The sequence below is a fragment of the Antricoccus suffuscus genome (genome assembly GCF_003003235.1).
In the GTDB taxonomy this organism is placed as follows: Bacteria; Actinomycetota; Actinomycetes; order Mycobacteriales; family Antricoccaceae; genus Antricoccus; species Antricoccus suffuscus.
In genome coordinates this window covers 1-18486 of record NZ_PVUE01000010.1, presented here as the reverse complement: position 1 = coordinate 18486, position 18486 = coordinate 1, and the positions used below count along the sequence as shown (strand labels likewise).

Here is an 18486-nt window from a genome sequence, read left to right as displayed (position 1 = left end):
AAGAGGAGTCATCGTGACCGCTCACGCAGCCACCGCACCGGAAGTGACCGAGGATCCGCGCGATCCTGTACTCCGGATGGCAAAACTGTTCGACGAGGGCACCATCGAGCCAATCAACAGCCGCGAAGACGGCACCGGCGTGGTGTGGGCGCGTGGCCGGATCCAAGGCGCACCGGCGATCGCGTTCTGCTCGGACGCCACCAAAATGGGCGGCGCAATGGGGTCCGCGGGCTGCGTGAACATCGTCGATGCGACCAACACGGCGCTGCGCGAGCGGATCCCCTGCATCGGCATCTGGCATTGCGGTGGCGCCCGGATCGCCGAAGGCGTCGAGGCCCTCGACGGTGTCGGCAACGTCTTTGCCGCGATGGTGCAGGCCTCCGGCCGCATCCCACAGATCTCGGTGGTGCTCGGCCCGGCCGCCGGCGGCGCGGCGTACGGCCCCGCCCTCACCGACGTCGTCGTAATGAGCGCCAACGGACGCGTGTTCGTGACCGGACCGGAGGTCGTGCGTTCGGTGACCGGCGAGCAAGTTGACATGGAGCAGCTCGGCGGGCCGGATACGCATGGCCGCAAGAGCGGCGTCGTACACATCACCACCCCGTCCGACGAGACCGCCCTGGAGAAGGCGCGGCAGCTCGCCAACTTGATGAGCGACCAGGGCAAGTTCGACCTATCGCTGATCGGCGATCCCGATGACGTGTCCGAGACGCTCCCTGCCGAGGTACGGCGTGCGTACGACGTCAAGCCCCTGATCCGCAAAATCCTCGACGACGAGTTCCTTGAGATCCAGGCCAAGTGGGCACCCAACGTCGTCGTCGGACTGGGCCGGCTCGCCGGACGCTCCGTGGGCGTGGTCGCTAACAACCCGATGCGGCTCGGTGGCTGCCTCAACGCGCAGAGCGCAGAGAAGGCCGCGCGGTTCGTGCGGATGTGCGACTCGTTTGGCATCCCGCTGGTCGTGATCGTCGACGTGCCGGGCTACCTGCCGGGCGTCGGTCAGGAGTGGGAAGGCGTCGTACGCCGCGGCGCGAAACTGCTGCACGCTTTCGCCGAATGCGTCGTCCCCCGCGTCACGCTCGTCACCCGCAAGTCGTACGGCGGCGCCTACATCGCGATGAACTCCCGCTCGCTCGGCGCGACCAACGTATTTGCATGGCCGGGCGCCGAGGTCGCCGTAATGGGCGCCAAGGCCGCCGTCGGCATCTTGCACCGCAAGACCCTGGCCGCAGCCCCGATCGAGGAACGCGACGCGCTGCAAGACAAGCTCGCCGCCGAACACGAGAAGATCGCCGGTGGCGTCGAACGCGCCATCGAACTCGGCGCGGTCGACCGTGTCATCGATCCGGCCAACACCCGACGCGAAATAGTTACCGCGCTGGCCTCGCGGCCGAGCGGCCGCGGCGCGCACGGCAACATCCCGCTCTAAAGCGCCGCTGGCTGCAATTAGCCGGCGCGGTGGATACGCGTGACCGGCGCCCCATCGCCGCCTTCGCGATAGATCTCGAGTACGTCATCAAACGGCTGACCGAGCAGCGCGTCGAGCCCGGCGCGGAAGTCCTCGACGGTGCGCGCGGACTCACGCAGCAAGCGCAGCTGGTTTTCGCCGACCGTGAGGTCGCCGTTGATCGAGGTCTGCGCCCGGAAGTAGCCGCGGTCAGGCACGTACGCAATGCGTTCTCCGTCGGTCCCGGCCGTCGGCTCCTCGGTGACCTCATAAACGAGTGTCGGCCAGGACTTCAACGCATTAGCGATCGCGTTCGCCGTACCCGATGGACCGGTCCACTGGCACTCCGCGCACTGCGATCCCGGGCCCGCTGGTTGTGCGATCCACTGCATGCGCACCGGCGTACGAAGCGCACTCGAAATAGCCCACTCGGCGTGCGGTACTAACGCCTGTGGGCACGAGTGAATGAACACCACTCCTCGCGTCTGCATCGCGCCACCTCCGATGTCGTGCGGACGTCTTCCCCAACGGCCGGACTTCGGTGCTGTAACGCGTGTTGATGCAGTGACACATGCATGTCACTGTGTACATTGTGCCTCTTGTTGCCCCTGTTGCGCTACCCCTATCCCCGCCGACGCCCTTGTCGGGCCGCTTCGGACAGGTTCGGCGCGGGTGCTTTGATGGTGAGGTTCCACCCGCCCAACCAAAGGTCGCCGATGCCCGATACGCATGATGAGGACGCTGCCGCGGAAACCCTGTCCGAGGACCGCACCGACGAGTCAGCCGAGGACACAGCCGACGAGAGCGTGACCGCTCCCGAGGACGACGACGAGGCCAGCGCGCCCAAGCGCCGCCGACGGTTCTTTTCGGGGCGCAAGACCGCAGACGTCAAGGTGCCGGACTACGACATACGGATCTGCACCCTCGACGATCTCGAGAACTTCGATGCCGACGCGTATATCCATCCGGAAATCGTTCGTTCCTGGCTCGCGCTTCAGCAGTTCGGCGAGGCGACCGTCCTCGTCATGTGGCACAAGGAAAACACTCCGGCAGGTACGGCGCTGATCTCGTGGACGGGCGACTGGAATGACGAGATCCGCAAGAAACTCAAAGGCGTGCCGGCGATCTGCAATCTGCACGTCGACGATGCACACCGTGGAAACCACATCGGCCGCAAGCTCGTCGCCGCGGCCGAGAAGCTGGTCGAGGGCAGCGGCTACGAGAAAATCACGATGAGCGTGCCCGAAGACAACAACGAAGCGCTTGAGCTCTACGACAAGCTCGGCTACAAAGACAGCGGTCTGCACAGCAAAACGACCTACACGTACCGCGACGCCGAGGGCAAGAACAAGAAGGCCACCGACCGCACAATCGCGCTGGTAAAGGCGTTCTAGCGCTTCCTCTTACGGCGCTGACCGCGCGTAATGGTGCCGACCAATGGTGCGTGACCGACGCGACCGCACCGTGACCGGCCCTGACACGAACACTCGGTGTATTTTGAAAGACGCATGAAATTAGTCTTTCGGAGGAAATATGGGTTCGGTCAAGGTCGCCATAATCGGCGTGGGTAACTGTGCGTCTTCACTCGTGCAGGGCGTGCATTACTACCGCGACGCGGATCCCGCCCAGACGGTGCCGGGTCTTATGCACGTGAAGTTCGGCGATTACCACGTCAGCGACATCGAGTTCGTGGCCGCGTTCGACGTCGACGACCTCAAGGTCGGCAAGGACCTTTCCGAGGCCATCAACGCCAGCCAGAACAACACGATCAAGATTTGCGACGTACCCACGTCCGGCGTGACGGTTGATCGGGGCCATACGTACGACGGCCTGGGCAGCTATTACCGCGACATGATCGACGAGTCGAGTGCCGAGCCCGTCGACGTCGTACAGGTCCTCAAGGACCGCGAAGTCGACGTACTCATCTCCTACCTCCCGGTGGGATCGGAAGATGCCGACCGCTTCTACGCCCAGTGCGCTATCGACGCCAAGGTCGCGTTCGTCAACGCCCTTCCCGTCTTCATCGCAAGCACTCCCGAGTGGGCGGCAAAGTTCACCGAGGCCGGCGTACCGATCATCGGCGACGACATCAAGTCACAGGTCGGCGCCACCATCACGCATCGCGTGCTGGCCAAGTTGTTCGAAGACCGTGGAGTGGAGCTGCAGCGCACCTACCAGCTCAACTTCGGCGGCAACATGGACTTCATGAACATGCTCGAGCGCACCCGCCTCGAATCCAAGAAGGTTTCCAAGACGCAGTCGGTGACCTCACAGGTACCGCGCGAACTGGCGAAGGGTGACGTACACGTCGGGCCGTCGGATCACGTGCCGTGGTTGGACGACCGCAAGTTCGCCTATGTCCGCCTCGAGGGCAAGGGATTCGGCGACGTACCGACCTCGCTGGAATACAAGCTCGAGGTATGGGACTCCCCTAACTCTGCCGGCGTCATCATCGACGCTCTGCGCGCGGCGAAGATCGCTAAGGACCGCGGCATCGGCGGACCGATCCTGTCTGCTTCGTCGTACTTCATGAAGTCGCCTCCGGAGCAGTACGACGACTCCACGGCACGCGATCTCGTGCAGCAGTTCATCGACGGCAAGGTCGATCACTGACCCGACGGCCACCTTGCCGGACCGCGGTGCGCCGATGAGGCGACACGTGTCGGCTGAGCTCGACATCGGGATCGACGACGCGACCAGCCTCGAGTTTCAGATCGCGGTCGCCGATCACCCGGGCGCCGTCGTCGACGAGACGATGTCGTTTGTGCACAACGGCGTCGCGGTATCTGCCCGAGAGATCAACGGCACGCAGGGCAACCGCATCCACCTGCTCGACGTAGGCGGCGGGGACCTACAGGTCACCTATCACGCGACGATCACCGGCAACACCTCTCCCGCCCCGGTCGACGACTACGCCCGGTCGCTGTACCTACGTCCAAGCAGGTACGCCGAGGCCGACAAGTTCTTCGGATTCGCAGCGACCGAGTTCGGCTCCTACCTACCGTCCGCCCAATTGTTGGAGAAGGTCGCGGCGTGGGTGGGCTCCCGGCTCAGCTATGTCCCTGGCAGCAGCGATCCGATCGACGGCGCCACGGATACCCTGCTCGCCGGCGCGGGCGTCTGCCGCGACTACGCACACCTCGTGGTGGCGCTGCTGCGCGCGGTGAATGTTCCCGCCCGGTTAGTCGCCGTCTATGCACCCGGCTGCGATCCGATGGACTTCCATGCCGTCGCCGAGGCGCTCGTCGATGGTCAGTGGCGTGTCGTGGATGCCACCTGCCTAGCGCCGCGCTCGACCCTCGTGCGCATCTCGACCGGCCGCGACGCGGCCGACACCGCTTTTCTGGATAACCACGGCGGCGCCATTACCCTGCACCGTTCGACGGTCAGCGCCGTCGTGGACGGCACGCTGCCGTCCGATGACCTCGACGAACTGGTCTCGATCACCTAGCCACGGTCCGTGACCCGCGTCCGGCTTGCAGATGCCTTCCCCTGAATTCAGGCCCCTGCTTGACACTGCAGAGCACTTTGCGTTACAAAGTACTTTGTAGACATCAGCAAGGGGAATTCATGCAACACGAGAACGGTTCGGCCCCGCTCGATCCGGCGGCGGCACTGCGGCTGATCGATCAGCAAACCACCGCGGTGTCCACGCGGGCGAACAACACGCAGGCGTTGATATACGCAGTCTGGGGCCTGGCGTATCTGATCGGATTCGGCGCATTGGCCCTGGATCCGTCGGCCACGACTGTTTACAGCTGGCGGATCATCGTCTTCGGCTGCGCGATGGTCGCCGGAATCGCCGCCTCATTTGGACTCGGTGCCCGCTTCGGCGCCGGCGTGCGCGGACCGACTCGTCGGGCCGGCATCATGATCGGCCTGACCTGGTTGCTGGTGTTTGTCGCCTCGGGGTTCATCTCACAAGCGATCTTCCAGATCGATATGGCGCCAGCCAAAGCCTTTATGATCGTCGCGGGCATCTCAGTCCTGCTTGTCGGCGCGCTGTACACAGCTTTCGGCGGGATGGGCAACGATATTCCGTTCTTTCTCCTTGGCGTGTGGTTTCTCGTCGTCGACGCGATCGCCATGTTGGTCGGCACCCCGACGTACCTGACGATCATGGCGCTGCTCGGCGGCGGCGGATTCTTCGTCGGAGCGGTGATCACCAAGTTCACCCGAAGCGCGACGCCGATCCACTCGGGGCGTTAGATGGCTGATCTCGATCCGGTCATCCACGCCGAGGCACGGCTGCGGGTCGTTGCTTCACTCGCCACGCTCGGTCCGAAGGACCAGATGCTGTTCACCCGGTTGCAAGAGATCCTGAGCATGACTCCCGGCAACCTCTCAACACACCTGCGCAAGCTTGAAGACGCCGGGTACGTCGAAGTCACCAAGGCCCAGCTCGGACGCAAACCAGCCACCTACCTCGCCCTCACCCAACGCGGCCGCGGAGCGTTCGAAACCTACCGAGCCAGCCTCGCCGCGCTATTAGAGAATACGGAGCCTTCCGCATGAGTTCCTCACCCATTGCCGTCGCCGATCACGTCACCCGATCGTTCGGCAAGCACACGGCCCTCGACGACGTCAGCCTTGAGGTGACGGCCGGCGAGTCGGTGGGCTTGCTCGGCCCTAACGGTGCGGGCAAAAGTACCCTGATCGCGCTGCTGTGCGGACTACGCCGACCGGACTCCGGCACTGTGTCGATCTTCGGCGGCGACCCGCGCGACCCGCGCAACCGCCGGCTGCTGGGCGTGACCCCACAGGCCACCGCCGTGCCGGAGACGCTCAAGGTTCGCGAGACGATCGACCTTGTCGCCGCGCACTTTGCCGATCCGCTCGACCGCGACGAGACGCTCCAAAAGTTCGGCCTCGAATCCCTGGCGGACAAGCAGTGTGGCGCGCTATCAGGTGGACAGCAACGCAGGCTTCTCGTCGCTCTCGCCTTGGTCGGGCGGCCCGAGCTCGTCATTCTCGACGAACCCACAACCGGGCTGGACGTCGAGGCACGCGACACCCTGTGGGACCAGCTGCGCGACTACCGCACCGGCGGCGGCACGCTGATCATTACCAGCCACTACCTCGCCGAGATCGAGGCGCTTGCCGAGCGGGTCGTGGTGATGGACAAAGGATCCGTGATCGCAGACGGGTCCCTCACCGACATCAAGCGCCGAGTCGACATCCGTCGCATCCAGCTCAACACTCCGGAGCTCGAGTGCACCCTGCAGGACCTGCCGTCCGTCGTCAACCTCGAGCCGGCCGAGACGACCGCAGAAGGAGGCCGGCGGATCACACTCAACAGTCACGATGCGGATGCGACCGTCCGTGCGCTCGTCCAGCGCGATGTCGACTTCAGCGACCTTGAAGTCCACACCGCGACCCTCGAGGAAGCATTCCTCGCGATGACCAGCAAGGCGGCATCATGACCACTCTGGCGGCTACCACTTCGATCACCCAACAATCTCACCCCGCGGCCGCTCCGGCGAGCCAGATCATCAAGAGTCGGATCAGATCGCACGTCATCGAGACCCTGCGGATCCCCATCGCCGTCGTTTCGGGTGTCGCGTTTCCGGTCATGTCCTTCCTGTTTTTTGTGATCCCGCAGTCAGCGATCACCAGCGATCAGCTGTTTTCACTCGGCGCAATCGCGCAGCTGTCGGTATTCAGCATCATGTCGACGTTCTTGTTCACATACGGCGTCGGCATCGCTGAAGACCGCAAGAACCCGTGGACGAGCTATCTGCGCACGTTGCCCACCGGTGGCGTCGCAACGATCGCCGGACGAATCTGCACGGCAGCACTGTTCGCGGTGCTGTCGTTGATTCCGCTTCTTCTGGTCGGCATTCTGCTGACCGCCGCACCGGACGCCTTTACCAGTGGCGCTTTGTCGTGGTGGCGCATTCCGGCGGCGTTCGGTGCGCTGATCCTCGGCGGTACGCCGTTCATTGGCCTGGGTCTAGCGATCGGCTACGGACTTCCGTCCAAGGCTGCGATTGCCGTTGCGCAGGTCCTATTGCTGCCGTTGGCATTTATCGGCGGCCTCTTCCTACCGTCCGAGATGTTTCCGGGCTGGCTCAACGCGATCTCACTCGGTACCCCGACCCGCGCCGCGCGCGATCTGGTCATCTCTGCACTCACCGGTGCTGACCTGCACGTGTCTACCATTCCGGTACTTGTGGTGTGGAGTGCCGCGCTGCTCGGGCTGGCGTTGTGGGGCTATCGCAGGGACGAAGGGCTGCGCTACAAGTAGATGCTGCCGGGCCTCGATACGACCGACAAATGTGATTTCGGGTCGCCGCCTACAGAATGCAGAACTGGCATCAATATGATGGGGCTTATGGCCGACGACACCCCTTCATCTCGCCAGACCGCATCAGCCGCAACTGCGGCCACCCAGCAGGACTGGGAGGCCGCCGTCGCCACGGTGTTCAAGAAGTCTGGACGCTTCAAGGACGGCGACGACCCCGCCTCGGCGGCGCGCCTGCTAGTGAAAAAGACGCCCGATGGCGTCGCGATCCCCCCGCTTGCCGGGACCGAGGTCGCGCGCAACCTCCGCGGATCGAGCACCGGCGCCGCGGCGACCCGCGGCGTCATCGACAGCGCCGACCGCGCACCTGGCGACGTACCGTCCTGGGACCTGCGCATCGCCGTCGCATCGAGCGGTCGCACCCCGGCCGAGGTTGAGGACGAGCTCACCGGCGGTGGCGCGTCACTGTGGATCACCGCCCGCGAGGGTGCCGTCGCGCTCGACCGTCTCGGTGACCTGCTCAGCCCCGTGCTCCTCGACATCGCGCCTGTCGTCCTTGACTCCGACCAACCACTCAGCGCCGCTGAGACACTGATCGCCGCCGCGAAGTCGCAGAACGTCACGCTGCACCCACACACCAACCTTGGCGCCGACCCGACCGGCGAGCTCCTACTGACCGGCACCGCGACACTCGACGACCAGGTCGGGCCGCTGGCAAAGTCCGCACAGGCCAACGGGATCCGCGGATTCGTCGTCGATGCCACTGTCGTGCACGACGCGGGCGCCGGTGAGGTACTGGAGCTGGCGTACGCCGCCGCCACAGGGGTGGCGCTTCTGCGTCAGCTCGACGAGGCAGGCATTGCCCCATCTGACGCTGCCGGGCTAATTGAGTTTCGGTACGCCGCGACCGACCAGCAGTTCACGACGATCGCCAAGCTGCGGGCCGCCCGCGCCGTTTGGGCGCGGATCTGCGACGTGCTCGAGATCACCGACGACGTGCAACGTCAGCACGTGGTGACCTCACAGCGCATGATGACGCGGTTCGATCCCTACACCAACCTGCTACGTACGACGATCGCGACGTTCGCCGCCGCGGTCGGCGGCGCGGAGTCCATCACGGTGCAGCCCTTCGACTCCTCGCTGGGCGAGTCCGACGGATTCAGCCGGCGTATTGCGCGCAACATCTCTAATCTGCTCGTGCACGAGTCTCATGTCGGCCAAGTCGCCGATCCGGCCGGCGGTTCGGGATCTATCGAGTCGCTGACCAACTCCCTCGCCGAAGCCAGCTGGACGAAATTTGCTGAGACTGAAAAGGCTGGCGGCATAAGGGAAGTCATCGCGTCGGGCGCGCTCGCGAGCGAGGTTTCCGAAGCGTGGCAGGCCCGGGAGAAGCAGATCGACACGCGCAAGCTCGCGATCACCGGGGTAAGCGAGTTTCCGCTCGCCGACGAAACCGTGCTTGAACGCCGGTCCGCCTACAACCGGTTCGGCTCGCGGTCGCTGTTGACTCAGGTGCACGACGCCGACGGTTTCGAAGAACTGCGTCTCACCCCGTGCACGACGCCGATGTTCCTGGTCCCGATCGGGCCGGTCGCCGCGCACACCGCGCGGTCGTCGTTTGCGATCAACCTGCTCACTGCGGGCGGCATTCCTGTCGCTAACGGTGTTCCACTCAGTGACACCACCGCACTCATCGAGCAGTACCGCTCCTCCGGTGCTGCCGGCGCGTGTCTTGTCGGTAGCGACGCGGGGTACGCCGAGCTTGGGCCGGACACGATTGGCGCGCTACGCCAGGCCGGCATCGACTTTGTCGTAGCGGCCGGCAAGCCCGTGCCCGAGATCGCCGACCTCATTGATGACTACATGGCCGTAGGACAAGACGTGATCGACTTCCTGCGACGCACCCGCAGCACCCTCGAAGGGACCGCAAAATGACCGTCCGTAACTTCGCCGACGTACCGTACGACGCCGAGCCAGACGGCGCGAAGATCGACGCTGTCAAGGCAAACGAGTCCAGCACGTGGGCCGCACCCGAAGGCATCGGCGTCAAAAACGTCTACACTCCAGCCGATCTTGACGGGCTGAAGAATCTCGACACCTATCCCGGGTTGGATCCGTTCATCCGCGGCCCCTACCCGACGATGTACAACAGCCAGCCATGGACGGTACGCCAGTACGCCGGATTCTCGACCGCTGAGGAGTCCAACGCCTTCTACCGGCGTAACCTCGCCGCTGGCCAGAAGGGCCTGTCGGTGGCGTTCGACCTGGCTACCCATCGCGGCTACGACTCCGACCATCCTCGGGTCGCCGGCGACGTGGGCATGGCAGGCGTCGCGATCGACTCGATCTACGACATGCGGCAGTTGTTCGACGGGATCCCGCTCGATGAAATGTCCGTGTCGATGACGATGAACGGCGCCGTACTGCCGATCCTCGCGTTGTACGTCGTCGCTGCCGAGGAGCAGGGCGTGCCGCCGGAGAAACTGGCCGGCACGATCCAGAACGACATCCTCAAAGAGTTCATGGTCCGCAACACCTACATCTATCCCCCACTTCCCTCGATGCGGATCATCTCGGACATTTTCGCCTATACCGCGGCGAAGATGCCGAAGTTCAACTCGATCTCGATCTCCGGCTATCACATCCAGGAAGCCGGCGCGACCAACGATCTCGAGCTGGCCTACACGCTGGCCGACGGCCTGGAATACCTCCGCACCGGCGTCGCCGCCGGCCTTGACATCGACAAATTTGCACCACGGCTGAGCTTTTTCTGGGCGATCGGCATGAACTACTTCATGGAAGTGGCCAAGATGCGTGCCGGGCGGGCGATCTGGTCGCAAATCATGCAGCAGTTCGACCCGAAGAACCCCAAGTCGAAGTCACTGAGGACGCACTCGCAGACTTCCGGCTGGTCGCTGACCGCGCAGGACGTCTACAACAACGTCGCCCGCACCTGCATCGAGGCAATGGCAGCGACTGCCGGACACACCCAGTCGCTGCACACCAATGCGCTGGACGAGGCGCTCGCGCTGCCCACCGACTTCTCCGCACGGATCGCGCGCAACACTCAGCTGGTGCTGCAACAGGAGGCCGGCGCCGGGGACATCATCGACCCGTGGGGCGGCTCGTATTACGTCGAGCGTCTCACCGAAGAACTCATTGAGCGCGCGTGGGCGCATATCGAGGAGGTCGAGGCGGCAGGCGGCATGGCAAAGGCTATCGAGGCGGGCATCCCAAAGATGCGCATCGAGGAAGCGGCCGCACGCACGCAGGCTCGGATCGACTCGGGCAAGCAGGTCGTCGTCGGGATCAACACGTTCGTTCCCACCAAAGACGACGGCGTCGACGTACTCAAGATTGACAACGCCTCGGTCCGCAAGCAGCAGCTCGCGAAGCTCGAGCGTCTGCGCGCCGAACGTGACGATACCGAAGTGAAACGGACTCTCGACGCGCTGACCAAGGCAGCCGGCGTACAAGCCAAGGGCACCGAAATGGGCACCAACTTGCTCGCTCTCGCGATCGACGCGGCGCGCGCCAAGGCCACGGTCGGGGAGATCTCCGACGCGCTGGAAGAAGTCTTTGGCCGGCACACCGCGGTAATCCGTACTATCTCTGGTGTGTACAAGAAGGAAGCAGGCGACGCGAAGAACGTCGAGGCGGTCCTCGCCGCCGCCGACAAGTTTGCCGACGAGGAAGGCCGTCGGCCGCGCATCCTCGTGGCCAAGATGGGCCAAGACGGGCACGACCGCGGTCAAAAGGTCATTGTCTCGGCATTTGCCGACATGGGCTTCGATGTCGATGTAGGCCCGCTCTTCTCGACGCCGGAAGAGGTTGCCCGGCAGGCGATCGACGCTGACGTTCACATCGTCGGCGTCTCCTCGCTCGCGGCTGGTCACCTCACTCTGGTGCCGGCGCTGCGTGACGAGCTGGCCAAGCAGGGGCGACCGGATATCGTCATCGTCGTCGGTGGAGTCATTCCGCCCGCCGACGTGCCCACACTCCTCGACATGGGTGCGGCGGCGGTATTCCCGCCGGGGACGGTCATCGCGGACAGCGCATTGAAACTGCTCGACGGCTTGTCCAAGAATCTCGGCCATCCAGCCGCGTAGGCGATCCACGATGCCGCATTGGCGACAGGATCCCGAAGCCGTCGCGCGTGAGGTGGGCGAAGGATCACGTCCAGCGATCGCGCAGGCGATCACCGCGATCGAGTCCACCCGACCCGATCACCGCGTACTCGCGCGCCGACTGCTGGGCGCGCTGCCGCAGCCGCAGAAGCTGGCCGTACGGATCGGCATCTCCGGCGTACCGGGGGTCGGCAAGTCGACGTTCATCGAGGCATTTGGGCGTCTGCTGACCGCGCAGGGACACCGCGTCGGCGTACTTGCGGTCGATCCGTCCAGCGTGCGCACCGGCGGATCGGTGCTCGGCGACAAGACCCGAATGCCTGAGCTGTCGGTAAACCCCGACGCTTATGTGCGTCCATCACCGAGCTCTGGCACCCTCGGCGGCGTGGCAAAGTCCACGTCGCAGGCGATCACGATCCTTGAGGCCGCAGGGTACGACGCCATCCTGGTCGAGACGGTCGGCGTTGGGCAGTCCGAGACCACCGTCGCGACGATGGTCGACACCTTCCTACTGCTCGGACTGGCCCGTACCGGTGATCAGCTTCAAGGGATCAAGCGCGGCATCCTCGAAATCGCAGATGTGGTAGCGATCAACAAAGCCGACGGCGAGCATCTACCGGCCGCACGATCAGCCGCCCGCGAGTTGTCAGGCGCCCTGCGGATGGTCTACTCGGGAAGTTCCGGCTGGAAACCACCGGTTCTGACCTGCTCGGCTCTCGCTGGCGAGGGCATTGAGGAGATCTGGCGCACCATACTCGAACATCGCGAATTCGTCGGCGAAGCCGGCCTGCTCGACAAGCGGCACCAACAGCAGTGGGATCTCACCTGGAAGCTTGTCCAGGCCGAGCTCGACGACCGGCTCACCACTCATCCTGGCGTTCGGGCCGAGCGCGAGAACATCAGTGAAAAGGTTCATACCGGGCAGCTCGCTGCGGCCGCCGCAGCCGATGAGATCCTGCGCATATACGACGGCGCGGCCGTCCCAGAGTCCTGACACGCCCTAGATCCGGCAGCCGCCTTGGACACCGCGACCCGTTAGTGTTGCTCTATGGCTGATCTTTTCGAGGGATACCAAAGAGGCGCGGCACGCGCCGGGCAAGCGTGGGACGAGATGTTCGACGCTTCCGGCGCGCCACGGCCCGAGTACCGCGAGATTCTCGACGCTCTAGCCCAGATGACGCAGTCCGAGTTTCGCGAGCGTACCGAGGCGCTCGCCTCGTCGTACCTCGCGCAAGGCATCACCTTCGACTTTGCCGGTGAAGAAGTGCCCTTCCCGCTGGATGCGGTGCCTCGGATCATCGCGGCCTCCGAATGGCGTTATCTGCAGTCCGGCGTCGCACAGCGAGTCAAGGTGTTGGAGATGTTCCTTGACGACATCTACGGCCCCGGCAACTGCATTCGGGACGGCGTTATCCCCGCCAAGCTCATCAGCTCCTCGACGCACTACCACCGCGCGGCGGCCGGAATCGCCACCTCTAACGGCGTACGCATCCACGTCGCTGGAATCGACGTGATCCGCGACGAGAAGGGCCTTTGGCGGGTGCTGGAGGACAACGTCCGCATTCCCAGCGGCGTGAGCTACGTGATCTCCAACCGCCGCGTTATGGGCCAGACGCTTCCGGAGCTCTTCTGGTCGCTGACCGTTCGTGCGGTCGGTGACTATCCGCACAAGCTGCTCGCGGCCCTCCGCGCGAGCGCACCGGCCGGCGTGGACGACCCGACGGTCGTCGTACTCACACCTGGCGTGTACAACTCGGCGTACTACGAGCACACGCTGCTCGCCCGGCTGATGGGAATCGAGCTAGTCGAAGGTCGCGACCTGTTCTGCACAGGCGGCCGAGTGATGATGCACACCACCTCCGGCCCGCAGCGAGTGGATGTGATCTATCGACGCGTCGACGACGAGTTTCTCGACCCGCTTCAGTTCCGCCCGGACTCGGTGCTCGGTACGCCGGGCATCATCGAGGCGGCGCGTCGCGGCAACGTCGCCATCGCCAACGCGGTAGGCAACGGCGTAGCCGACGACAAGCTCGTCTACACCTATCTGCCCGCGCTCACCCGCTACTTCACCGGCGAGGACCCCATTCTTCCCAACGTCGACACCTGGCGGCTGGAAGACCCCGGCGCGCTGGAAGAGGTGCTCGACCGGCTGGACGAGCTGTGCGTCAAGCCGGTCGACGGGTCCGGCGGCAAAGGGCTCGTGATCGGACCGGCGGCCACCAAGAAGGAGCTTGCAGACCTGCGCAAGACGCTGCGCCGCGACCCGCGCGGATGGATTGCGCAGCCGGTGGTGCAGTTGTCCACGATCCCGACCCTGGTGGACGATGGGATCCGCCCACGGCACGCCGACCTGCGTCCATTCGCCGTCAACGACGGCGACGATGTCTGGGTATTGCCGGGCGGGCTCACTCGGGTCGCCCTGCCCGAGGGCAAGCTCGTGGTCAACAGCAGTCAAGGTGGCGGTTCGAAGGACACCTGGGTGCTTGGCAGCGCGGCGCCGACTCTGTTTGAGCCGGACTTGCCTGAGGACCTCCAGGAGGTCACCGTGAGTGCCGGGGAGGATCAGCCCGCGGCGAACCTGTCCATCCACCCGCCACAGTCCTCACCGCATGACTCGTCAAGCGGCACCGCGCAAGAGCAACAACAACAACAGGGGGTGATGTCGTGCTGAGCCGAATCGCCGAGAGTCTTTTCTGGATTGGCAGGTACGTCGAGCGCGCCGACAGCACCGCGCGCATCGCGGACATTCACCTCCAACTGATGCTCGAGGACCAGAGCATCGAGGAAGAGCTCGCCTGCCGATCGCTGTTAGCCATCATGGGCTGCGCTGCGCCCGAAGGCCAGCCGGTCACCCAACGCGACGTCCTACGGCTGCTGGCAGTCGACCGGGACCAGCCCGCATCGATCGCGCACTCGCTTAACGCGGCACGCGAAAACGCCCGCAGGGCAAGGGAAATTATCTCGAGTGACGTCTGGGAGTGCCTCAACACGACCCGGATGCGGATGCCACGACGCCTCACCAGCGAGCAGGCGCACCAGCATTTCGGCTGGGTCCGTGACCGCACCGCGATGGCACTCGGGATGATCGACTCGGCGACCAGTCGCGACGAGACGTGGCAGTTCTTCACCCTCGGTCGTACCCTCGAACGCGCCGATATGACCGCGCGGATGGTTGCCACCCGAAGCATGCCGACCCGCCCGTCGTGGACCACCATTCTGTGGTCGTGCGGCGCCTACGAGGTTTTCCTGCGTACTTACCGCGGCGCGCCCAAGACGTCCAATGCCGCGGAGTTTCTCATGCTTGACAGGCTGTTTCCGCGATCGGTGCTTTACTCCCTCAACCTCGCCGAACGATGCCTGCAACGAATCGATCCCACCGAGCAGCGTGCCGGTGTGTCCGACGCGGGCCGGCGCCGTATCGGACGGTTACGCACAGAGCTCGAGTATCTGCCGGTCAGTGATCTCGTCGCTAACCTGACGGGATACGTCGACGCCGTACAGGAGTCCACATTGGCTATTTCACAGGCGATCCAGCAGCGCTACTTCCCCAGTCAGGCGATTCCGGTGTGGGTCGGTGACCGCGCATGAGACGGCTTAGGATCACGCACACGACGGGCTTCAACTACGACGGCGAAGTGAGCGCGTCGTACAACGAGGCGCGAATGCTGCCGCTGGACACCCGCAAGCAACTCCTACTGCACTCGACGCTTGACATCACGCCGGTGAGCTCTCGCGACGCCTACGTTGACTACTGGGGCACCCGGGTCACCACCTTCGAGTCGCTTCGTCCGCACGACTCGCTCAATCTCAGCGCACGCAGTCTGGTCGAATTGCAGTCACGCGAACACGTACCCGGAGATGTCAGCTGGGACGCCCTTGACGGCATCGGCGACCGGTCGAAGATGCTCAGCGACCAACTGTTCGCCACAGAGCACACGAGCCCTCCCGCCGAGCTGGCCGCGCTGGCCAAAGAGGTCGCCGACAGGTCAGACACGCCCGCTGAGGCGGCCCGGACCATTTGCGACACGATCGGAGACCGCCTGGAGTATGTCCCGGGCTCGACCAACGTGACAGACACCGCCTCAGTCGTATGGGATAAGCAAAAGGGCGTCTGCCAAGACATCGCACACGTGACCTTGGGCGCACTGAGGTCGATCGGGATCCCGGCGCGTTATGTATCGGGCTACCTGCAGCCTTCTAAGGACCCCGAGATCGGCGAGGAGATGTCAGCGCAGTCGCATGCGTGGATCGAGTGGTACTGCGGTACCTGGACCGGCTACGACCCGACCAACTCTCTGGAGATCGCAGACTCGCACGTGATCGTGGGCTACGGGCGCGACTACCACGACGTGGCGCCGCTGCGAGGACTCTACGCAGGTAGTGCGCGCGCGACGCTGTTCGTCAACGTCGCTATCACCCGCGAGGCGTAGGGCTACTCCGACTCGTCCTCGGTCAGCCGATCGACCTGCACTACCCCATCGACGGCGCCCAACGTACTTGTCAAGTCGTCCATTCCGGCTCCCGCGACGTGCAGCACGACCGCCACGTCTGCACGTCCGGCGTCCTCATGTTCGGGGCCGCCCGGGACGATCTCACCCAAACCGTCCGACCAGCGATCATTGTCGGTCATCATGCCGGTGATCACCCAACCGCGTTTGCTGCAGGCGGCAAGGATCTCACGCAGCACACCTTGCCCGTCTCGGTAACGAATTCGAATGTGCCCGGTCGCGCGACCCGATCCGGGTAGATAGCGCGACAGCCATGTAAACAACAGCACGATAATGAAGTGCAGACACGTGACAACGAGTGCTAGGACCGTGAGTCCGGCGCCGGCCGCCATGCCGATCGCCGCAGTTTCCCAGACCGACGCCGCCGTCGTCAGGCCACGGGTTTCGCCCCGTCGCGTGATGATCAGTCCCGCCCCAAGAAATCCGATCCCGGTGACTATCTGCGCAGCGACACGCGACGGGTCAAGGACGACGGCACCTGGAGACAGGACGTCGTTAAACCCGTATTTGCTCACCAGCATGATGAGGGCGGACGCCGTACCGACAATCGCCTGAGTGCGCAGCCCGGCGCTCTTTCCGCGGATCTGTCGCTCTAGCCCAATCGCCGACGACAACAAAAACGCCAACGCGAGCTCGCCGACCTGTTTCCAGCCCTGACCGTCTGCGCCGATCGAGGCCAGTACGTGGCTCCCAGACATAACTCGACTGTGCCACGGCCAGACATAGTGGGGTGGGCCGGGCTTGAACCGGCGACCGATCGATTATGAGTCGACTGCTCTGACCAACTGAGCTACCACCCCGTGCCGCCCGGCTTGAGCCGATGCGCACGCTCGCGGCTGGGTCTCCGGATCGCCGCTATACAACCTAAAAGCTCCCCTACTTGGACTCGAACCAAGAACCCTTCGATTAACAGTCGAATGCTCTGCCAATTGAGCTATAGGGGACCGTTGCTGCGACGCCAAAGATTACCGTACCTCCCGCAACGGGCTGCGATCGGGTCCCCGCCTGGTTCGGCAGCCTCAACGGTTTGCCTCCTTGGGAGGTACGTCGTATCGGAACCAGGTAGATTCGTCAAAGCAACTACGCACAACCTAGTTTGGAGTGAATGTCCCACATGCGAAAGATTCTGCTGTTCGCCGCGTTCGGGATCGGCTACGTGCTCGGCGCGAAGGCTGGCCGCGCGCGCTACGAGCAAATCATGCGCACGGCACGCAAACTCCAAGACAATCCCAAGGTGCAAGGCGTCGCCGGCATGCTTGAAGCGCAAGCCGAGAGCGTCGTATCCACGGTCAAGAGCAAGCTAGGCAACGAAAACCCCTCACGCTTCTAACGGCGCGACACTGCATCGGTTGCCGGTTCGAGTGGGTATCTGATCAGTCGTGACCCTGACCATGACCGCACGTGTGCGGGTCAGCGAGTTAGTGACGTGACCTAGTCGTGGTGTGGTGGTGGTGGGTCGGTGTCGGCGGGATACGTGAGGTATTTACGGCCGGCGGGGCTGGTCCATTCACACGACGCGTCGTCGTGGAGTTTTACTCGCCAGTTGGTTTGGTGTTTCAGCCGGTGGTGACGACGACAGAGAGCGATCAGGTTGCAGTCGCCGGTCGTGCCGCCGGTCCCGTCGGGGCGGTGCGGGTCGATGTGGTCGACGTCGCAACGTTCTGCTGGGCGGGTGCAGCCGGGGAACCGGCAGGTCTGGTCGCGGGCGATGATCCGGCGGCGCATCTGCGCCGGTGGGCGGTAGATCTTGGTGCCGACGTCGAGGACGGCGCCGGTGTAGGGGTCGGTGATGACGCGTTGCCATCGTGCGTCCTGTGCGAGGTGGCGGGCGAGGTCGGCATCGATGGGTCCGAGCCCCTCGATCGCGGCGACCGCCCGGCGGTGCGGGTCCGCGACCGCTTCGGCTTCCATCGCGCCGTCGGCGTCTTCGGCGTCGTCCGCGGCTTCGGCACCGTTCACGTCTCCGGTATGGCGAGTGCCGGTTTCGGTGCCTGCGAGGTCGGACCCGGCCAACACGTGCGCGGGGATCGTGACCTTGATCGTGACCTCGGGGATCACCGGGACCGTGAAGTTGATCGTCGCTGCCAGTCCCCGGATCTTCTCCATCACCGCGGCGGCTTCGGTGGACTGGCCCGGGTCGGTGATCAGGTACTGCCCGTC

The 18486-nt window shown here is 64.4% G+C and carries 18 protein-coding genes and 2 tRNA genes; 15 read left to right on the top strand and 5 right to left on the bottom strand.

Features of this window, described 5'->3' with window-relative positions:
• Positions 1–13: 13 nt before the first annotated feature.
• Positions 14–1429 carry an acyl-CoA carboxylase subunit beta gene (locus tag CLV47_RS12480; protein ID WP_238145427.1) on the top strand — a complete coding sequence of 472 codons (1416 nt, stop codon included), beginning with the start codon at positions 14–16 and terminating at the stop codon, positions 1427–1429.
• Positions 1430–1446: 17 nt separating this feature from the next.
• Here the strand turns inward: CLV47_RS12480 and CLV47_RS12475 are convergent, their stop codons facing one another.
• Entirely contained in the window at positions 1447–1938 is a 492-nt protein-coding gene (locus CLV47_RS12475) for a DUF3145 domain-containing protein (RefSeq protein WP_106349383.1), read from the bottom strand.
• A gap of 225 nt (positions 1939–2163) precedes the next feature.
• Between CLV47_RS12475 and CLV47_RS12470 the strand changes: the two genes are divergently transcribed.
• From CLV47_RS12470 to CLV47_RS12410, 13 genes are all read left to right on the top strand, one after another.
• On the top strand, positions 2164–2841 hold the full coding sequence (locus CLV47_RS12470; protein WP_170111058.1) for a GNAT family N-acetyltransferase: 678 nt from the start codon (positions 2164–2166) through the stop codon (positions 2839–2841).
• A gap of 139 nt (positions 2842–2980) precedes the next feature.
• Positions 2981–4060 carry an inositol-3-phosphate synthase gene (locus CLV47_RS12465; protein ID WP_106349381.1) on the top strand — a complete coding sequence of 360 codons (1080 nt, stop codon included), beginning with the start codon at positions 2981–2983 and terminating at the stop codon, positions 4058–4060.
• A 34-nt stretch (positions 4061–4094) separates the two neighbouring features.
• Positions 4095–4898 (top strand): transglutaminase-like domain-containing protein, encoded by an 804-nt coding sequence (locus CLV47_RS12460; protein WP_106349497.1) that lies wholly within the window; start codon positions 4095–4097, stop codon positions 4896–4898.
• Positions 4899–5017: 119 nt separating this feature from the next.
• Positions 5018–5656: a hypothetical protein gene (locus CLV47_RS12455; RefSeq protein ID WP_106349380.1), complete on the top strand. Its 639-nt coding sequence runs from the start codon at positions 5018–5020 to the stop codon at positions 5654–5656.
• Positions 5657–5962: a transcriptional regulator gene (locus tag CLV47_RS12450; protein ID WP_106349379.1), complete on the top strand. Its 306-nt coding sequence runs from the start codon at positions 5657–5659 to the stop codon at positions 5960–5962.
• Positions 5959–6870, top strand: a complete 912-nt coding sequence (locus CLV47_RS12445; RefSeq protein WP_106349378.1) for an ABC transporter ATP-binding protein — start codon at positions 5959–5961, stop codon at positions 6868–6870. Before CLV47_RS12450 ends, CLV47_RS12445 begins: the two co-directional genes overlap by 4 nt.
• The gene (locus tag CLV47_RS12440) at positions 6867–7694 is read left to right on the top strand and encodes an ABC transporter permease (RefSeq protein WP_106349377.1); all 828 of its coding nucleotides are present in this window, start codon (positions 6867–6869) and stop codon (positions 7692–7694) included. Before CLV47_RS12445 ends, CLV47_RS12440 begins: the two co-directional genes overlap by 4 nt.
• Before the next feature lie 87 nt (positions 7695–7781).
• Positions 7782–9626 carry a methylmalonyl-CoA mutase family protein gene (locus CLV47_RS12435; RefSeq protein WP_170111057.1) on the top strand — a complete coding sequence of 615 codons (1845 nt, stop codon included), beginning with the start codon at positions 7782–7784 and terminating at the stop codon, positions 9624–9626.
• The gene (gene scpA, locus CLV47_RS12430; protein WP_106349375.1) at positions 9623–11800 is read left to right on the top strand and encodes a methylmalonyl-CoA mutase; all 2178 of its coding nucleotides are present in this window, start codon (positions 9623–9625) and stop codon (positions 11798–11800) included. The genes CLV47_RS12435 and scpA overlap by 4 nt, the downstream gene beginning before the upstream one ends.
• A 10-nt stretch (positions 11801–11810) precedes the next feature.
• Entirely contained in the window at positions 11811–12812 is a 1002-nt protein-coding gene (gene meaB, locus CLV47_RS12425) for a methylmalonyl Co-A mutase-associated GTPase MeaB (protein WP_106349374.1), read from the top strand.
• Between the two features lie 54 nt (positions 12813–12866).
• Positions 12867–14489: a circularly permuted type 2 ATP-grasp protein gene (locus CLV47_RS12420; protein WP_106349373.1), complete on the top strand. Its 1623-nt coding sequence runs from the start codon at positions 12867–12869 to the stop codon at positions 14487–14489.
• Complete coding sequence (locus tag CLV47_RS12415) at positions 14483–15406, top strand: alpha-E domain-containing protein (protein WP_106349372.1); 924 nt, start codon at positions 14483–14485, stop codon at positions 15404–15406. Before CLV47_RS12420 ends, CLV47_RS12415 begins: the two co-directional genes overlap by 7 nt.
• Positions 15403–16248, top strand: a complete 846-nt coding sequence (locus CLV47_RS12410; RefSeq protein ID WP_106349371.1) for a transglutaminase family protein — start codon at positions 15403–15405, stop codon at positions 16246–16248. The genes CLV47_RS12415 and CLV47_RS12410 overlap by 4 nt, the downstream gene beginning before the upstream one ends.
• Positions 16249–16250: 2 nt before the next feature.
• Here CLV47_RS12410 and CLV47_RS12405 read toward each other — a convergent pair whose 3' ends face one another.
• From CLV47_RS12405 to CLV47_RS12395, 3 genes are all read right to left on the bottom strand, one after another.
• Positions 16251–17024 (bottom strand): MgtC/SapB family protein, encoded by a 774-nt coding sequence (locus CLV47_RS12405; RefSeq protein ID WP_106349370.1) that lies wholly within the window; start codon positions 17022–17024, stop codon positions 16251–16253.
• Positions 17025–17052: 28 nt separating this feature from the next.
• A tRNA-Ile gene (locus CLV47_RS12400) sits at positions 17053–17126 on the bottom strand.
• 71 nt (positions 17127–17197) lie between these two features.
• Positions 17198–17270 (bottom strand) — tRNA-Asn (locus CLV47_RS12395).
• Positions 17271–17431: 161 nt separating this feature from the next.
• On the opposite strand from CLV47_RS12395, the gene CLV47_RS12390 reads away from it, so the two are divergent.
• Positions 17432–17656 (top strand): hypothetical protein, encoded by a 225-nt coding sequence (locus CLV47_RS12390; protein WP_238145426.1) that lies wholly within the window; start codon positions 17432–17434, stop codon positions 17654–17656.
• A 101-nt stretch (positions 17657–17757) separates the two neighbouring features.
• Here CLV47_RS12390 and CLV47_RS12385 read toward each other — a convergent pair.
• Positions 17758–18486, bottom strand: a 729-nt coding sequence (locus CLV47_RS12385) for an HNH endonuclease signature motif containing protein (protein ID WP_146135376.1), incomplete at its 5' end; no start/stop codon positions are given.